This window comes from Proluteimonas luteida, from assembly GCF_021191695.1.
Taxonomy (GTDB): Bacteria; Pseudomonadota; Gammaproteobacteria; order Xanthomonadales; family Xanthomonadaceae; genus Luteimonas; species Luteimonas luteida.
The window spans coordinates 1-5,742 of sequence record NZ_JAIWPT010000036.1 but is presented as its reverse complement, the minus strand read 5'-3'; the positions used below and the strand labels follow the sequence as shown (position 1 = coordinate 5,742).

Annotated in this window: 2 tRNA genes and 3 rRNA genes; all 5 read right to left on the bottom strand. The window is 55.6% G+C overall.

Annotated elements, in window-relative coordinates:
- Window positions 1-132: 132 nt before the first annotated feature.
- Window positions 133-246: ribosomal RNA gene (gene rrf, locus LDO26_RS17990) — 5S ribosomal RNA — on the bottom strand.
- A 146-nt stretch (window positions 247-392) separates the two neighbouring features.
- Window positions 393-3,272, bottom strand: a 23S ribosomal RNA gene (locus tag LDO26_RS17985).
- Between the two features lie 236 nt (window positions 3,273-3,508).
- Window positions 3,509-3,584 (bottom strand) — tRNA-Ala (locus LDO26_RS17980).
- Window positions 3,585-3,637: 53 nt separating this feature from the next.
- Window positions 3,638-3,714: transfer RNA gene (locus LDO26_RS17975), tRNA-Ile, on the bottom strand.
- 70 nt (window positions 3,715-3,784) lie between these two features.
- A 16S ribosomal RNA gene (locus LDO26_RS17970) occupies window positions 3,785-5,329 on the bottom strand.
- Together the 16S, 23S and 5S rRNA genes with 2 tRNA genes alongside form the textbook arrangement of a ribosomal RNA operon.
- Window positions 5,330-5,742 lie beyond the last annotated feature (413 nt).

Genomic DNA, 5,742 nt, shown 5'->3' with positions numbered 1-5,742 from the left:
CCCGTAGGTCGGGGCAACGCCCCCGACGCCGTGCGCCCCCGGACGTCATCCCCGTCGGCCGCGTGGGGCCGACCTACGAAAGAACCAAAGAAAAACCCCCCGCCGGGAACCGGCGGGGGGTTTTGGATAAAACCCTGGCGATGACCTACTCTCGCATGCTGGATGCACACTACCATCGGCGCATGTACGTTTCACTTCCGAGTTCGGAATGGGATCGGGTGGTTCCATACAGCTATTGTCACCAGGGAGAGGGTGGAGGGTCGCGGTTGGGTCCTGTGGCGGTGTGACTGCCAGGGGACCGATCGCGCTCACGCTCTCGGAGGTTGGGAAGTAGCGAACTGGTTTGCGTCGAACCCGCACGTATCGTGGAGTCCAAGGCAGCTTGAGGTTATATGGTCAAGCCACACGGATCATTAGTACTGGTTAGCTCAACACATTGCTGTGCTTACACACCCAGCCTATCAACCACCTGGTCTTGATGGTTCCTTCAGGGGAGTCAAGCTCCCGGGAGATCTCATCTTGAGGCGCGCTTCCCGCTTAGATGCTTTCAGCGGTTATCGCTTCCGAACATAGCTACCCGGCAGTGCCACTGGCGTGACAACCGGAACACCAGAGGTTCGTCCACTCCGGTCCTCTCGTACTAGGAGCAGCCCCTCTCAAATCTCCAACGCCCATGGCAGATAGGGACCGAACTGTCTCACGACGTTCTGAACCCAGCTCGCGTACCACTTTAAATGGCGAACAGCCATACCCTTGGGACCGACTACAGCCCCAGGATGTGATGAGCCGACATCGAGGTGCCAAACACCGCCGTCGATATGAACTCTTGGGCGGTATCAGCCTGTTATCCCCGGAGTACCTTTTATCCGTTGAGCGATGGCCCTTCCATACAGAACCACCGGATCACTAAGTCCTACTTTCGTACCTGCTTGATCCGTCGATCTCGCAGTCAAGCACGCTTATGCCTTTGCACACAGTGCGCGATGTCCGACCGCGCTGAGCGTACCTTCGAGCTCCTCCGTTACTCTTTGGGAGGAGACCGCCCCAGTCAAACTACCCACCATACATGGTCCCCGATCCGGATTACGGACCTAGGTTAGAACGTCAAGCACGACAGGGTGGTATTTCAAGGTTGGCTCCACCCCAGCTGGCGCCAGGGTTTCAAAGCCTCCCACCTATCCTACACAGACGAACTCAACGTTCAATGTAAAGCTATAGTAAAGGTTCACGGGGTCTTTCCGTCTTGCCACGGGAACGCTGCATCTTCACAGCGATTTCAATTTCACTGAGTCTCGGGTGGAGACAGCGCCGCCATCGTTACGCCATTCGTGCAGGTCGGAACTTACCCGACAAGGAATTTCGCTACCTTAGGACCGTTATAGTTACGGCCGCCGTTTACCGGGGCTTCGATCAAGAGCTTCGCCTTGCGGCTGACCCCATCAATTAACCTTCCGGCACCGGGCAGGCGTCAGACCCTATACGTCCACTTTCGTGTTTGCAGAGTCCTGTGTTTTTGATAAACAGTCGCAGCGGCCTGGTCACTGCGGCCCCCGATCGCTATAGCTCGCACGAGCCACGATCAAGGGCGCACCTTCTCCCGAAGTTACGGTGCTATGTTGCCTAGTTCCTTCACCCGAGTTCTCTCAAGCGCCTGAGAATTCTCTTCCTACCCACCTGTGTCGGTTTACGGTACGGTCTGCATGAGCTGAAGCTTAGGGGCTTTTCCTGGAAGCGTGGTATCAGTCACTTCGCTCTAATGAGCTCGTCTCGGTGCTCGGAGTTGAAGGGTCCCGGATTTGCCTAAGACCCACTCCTACCGCCTTTCCCCAGGACAACCAACGCCTGGTAGACCTAACCTTCTCCGTCCCCCCATCGCACTCATGCGAGGTGCTGGAATATTAACCAGCTTCCCATCGACTACGCATTTCTGCCTCGCCTTAGGGGCCGACTCACCCTGCGTCGATTAACGTTGCGCAAGGAAACCTTGGGCTTTCGGCGTGCGGGCTTTTCACCCGCATTATCGTTACTCATGTCAGCATTCGCACTTCCGATACCTCCAGCGGACTTCTCAATCCACCTTCGACGGCTTACGGAACGCTCCTCTACCGCGCACACCAAAGGTGTGCACCCCAAGCTTCGGTTTATCACTTAGCCCCGTTAAATCTTCCGCGCAGACCGACTCGACCAGTGAGCTATTACGCTTTCTTTAAAGGATGGCTGCTTCTAAGCCAACCTCCTGGCTGTCTGTGCCTTTCCACATCGTTTCCCACTTAGTGATAATTTGGGACCTTAGCTGTGGGTCTGGGTTGTTTCCCTTTTCACGACGGACGTTAGCACCCGCCGTGTGTCTCCCATGCAGTCTGTCCTGGTATTCGGAGTTTGCAATGGTTTGGTAAGTCGCAATGACCCCCTAGCCATAACAGTGCTCTACCCCCAGGAAGATTCACATGAGGCGCTACCTAAATAGCTTTCGAGGAGAACCAGCTATCTCCGGGTTCGATTAGCTTTTCACTCCTAATCACACCTCATCCCCTACCTTTGCAACGGGAGTGGGTTCGGGCCTCCAGTACCTGTTACGGTACCTTCACCCTGGGCATGACTAGATCACCCGGTTTCGGGTCTATTGCCCGCGACTATGCGCCCTTATCAGACTCGGTTTCCCTTCGCCTCCCCTATACGGTTAAGCTTGCCACGAACAATAAGTCGCTGACCCATTATACAAAAGGTACGCAGTCACCCCGAAGGGCTCCTACTGCTTGTACGCACACGGTTTCAGGGTCTATTTCACTCCCCTCTCCGGGGTTCTTTTCGCCTTTCCCTCACGGTACTGGTTCACTATCGGTCGGTCAGGAGTATTTAGCCTTGGAGGATGGTCCCCCCATGTTCAGACAGGGTTTCTCGTGCCCCGCCCTACTCAATTTCATCGAAATGGCCCTTTCGCATACAGGGCTGTCACCTTCTATGGCCGGTCTTTCCAGGACCGTTTTGCTAGAACCAAATCGACTTTTGGGCTGTTCCCCGTTCGCTCGTCACTACTCAGGGAATCTCGGTTGATTTCTTTTCCTACGGTTACTTAGATATTTCAGTTCACCGCGTTCGCCTCGTACAGCTATGTATTCACTGCACGATACCTCCTAGGAGGTGGGTTTCCCCATTCGGACATTGCCGGATCAAAGCTTGTTGCCAGCTCCCCGACACTTTTCGCAGGCTACCACGTCCTTCATCGCCTCTGACCGCCAAGGCATCCACCGTGTGCGCTTATTCGCTTGACCATATAACCCCAAGTTGCCTCGGAGCCATACTCGATCCAGGGGTACAACGCCTGGATGCAAATACAACGACTCAATTTCTTAGGGACTCGAGGTCCCCGCCTTAGCCTCTACGACACGTATGGACATTCGTCTCAAACGCTCGCTACTTCCCATTTTTTCAAAGAACCGACGCCAGCCACAATGCTGGCGCCATTCAAATCTATATGTGTGTGCGCAGTCGATCGGTACTCGCAGAGTGGTGGAGCCTGTCGGGATCGAACCGACGACCCCCTGCTTGCAAAGCAGGTGCTCTCCCAGCTGAGCTAAGGCCCCGTGTTGGAAAGTCCGCACACCAATGCGCGGGCTTCTGCGAAGGGACTCGCAGGTGGTGGGTCTGGGAGGACTCGAACCACCGGCCTCACCCTTATCAGGGGTGCGCTCTAACCACCTGAGCTACAGACCCAGTCTGTTGTACCAATCGTGCAGGTCACTTGTGCGGACGCCTGGAAGGCAATCAGCTGTCTTTAGTCTCTAAAGGAGGTGATCCAGCCGCACCTTCCGATACGGCTACCTTGTTACGACTTCACCCCAGTCATCGGCCACACCGTGGCAAGCGCCCTCCCGAAGGTTAGGCTACCTGCTTCTGGTGCAACAAACTCCCATGGTGTGACGGGCGGTGTGTACAAGGCCCGGGAACGTATTCACCGCAGCAATGCTGATCTGCGATTACTAGCGATTCCGACTTCACGGAGTCGAGTTGCAGACTCCGATCCGGACTGAGAGAAGGTTTCTGGGATTGGCTTGCCCTCGCGGGTTTGCAGCCCTCTGTCCTTCCCATTGTAGTACGTGTGTAGCCCTGGCCGTAAGGGCCATGATGACTTGACGTCATCCCCACCTTCCTCCGGTTTGTCACCGGCGGTCTCCTTAGAGTTCCCACCATTACGTGCTGGCAACTAAGGACAAGGGTTGCGCTCGTTGCGGGACTTAACCCAACATCTCACGACACGAGCTGACGACAGCCATGCAGCACCTGTGTCACGGTTCCCGAAGGCACCAATCCATCTCTGGAAAGTTCCGTGCATGTCAAGGCCAGGTAAGGTTCTTCGCGTTGCATCGAATTAAACCACATACTCCACCGCTTGTGCGGGCCCCCGTCAATTCCTTTGAGTTTCAGTCTTGCGACCGTACTCCCCAGGCGGCGAACTTAACGCGTTAGCTTCGATACTGAGTTCCTAATTGAACCCAACATCCAGTTCGCATCGTTTAGGGCGTGGACTACCAGGGTATCTAATCCTGTTTGCTCCCCACGCTTTCGTGCCTCAGTGTCAGTGCTGGTCCAGATGGCCGCCTTCGCCACGGATGTTCCTCCCGATCTCTACGCATTTCACTGCTACACCGGGAATTCCGCCATCCTCTACCGCACTCTAGCCTGCCAGTATCCAATGCAATTCCCAGGTTGAGCCCAGGGCTTTCACATCAGACTTAACAAACCACCTACGCACGCTTTACGCCCAGTAATTCCGAGTAACGCTTGCACCCTTCGTATTACCGCGGCTGCTGGCACGAAGTTAGCCGGTGCTTATTCTTTGGGTACCGTCAGAACATCCGGGTATTAACCGAATGCTTTTCTTTCCCAACAAAAGGGCTTTACAACCCGAAGGCCTTCTTCACCCACGCGGCATGGCTGGATCAGGCTTGCGCCCATTGTCCAATATTCCCCACTGCTGCCTCCCGTAGGAGTCTGGACCGTGTCTCAGTTCCAGTGTGGCTGATCATCCTCTCAGACCAGCTACGGATCGTCGCCTTGGTGGGCCTTTACCCCGCCAACTAGCTAATCCGGCATCGGCTCATCTATCTGCGCCAGGCCCGAAGGTCCCCGGCTTTCACCCGTAGGTCGTATGCGGTATTAGCGTAAGTTTCCCTACGTTATCCCCCACAAATAGGCAGATTCCGATGCATTCCTCACCCGTCCGCCACTCGCCACCCAGGGAGCAAGCTCCCCTGTGCTGCCGTTCGACTTGCATGTGTTAGGCCTGCCGCCAGCGTTCACTCTGAGCCAGGATCAAACTCTTCACTTAAATGTTTCGGCTCCATCCCGAAGGACTTCGCCAATGCTTTGAGTGCAGTCGTCTGCCTGAGCCCCAAATTACTCGCTAGCATTGCTGCTATTGAATTGACTTGTTGCTCTGTTAGAACGTCTGCTGATGGACAGTTATCCACCGACCAGACGTCCGCACAAGTTACCTGCGCACACTGTCAAAGATCTGCGGAAAGCGGCCTCAGCGCCTGCCTTCCGATGCTCCGTCGTTTCCTCCGAAGCGAGCCGCCCATTCTAGCGCGGTTTTGGCGTCCGTCAACACCCGAAGGTGGAGATTTTTGCCTCCGCTTCAGCTGCCGGACCGAAGTCCTTTCCGCTGAAGCGAGCCGCACATCTTAGCGCGGTTTCCGGGAACGTCAACACCTCGTGAAGACCTGTGCCGCTCCGTTCCCG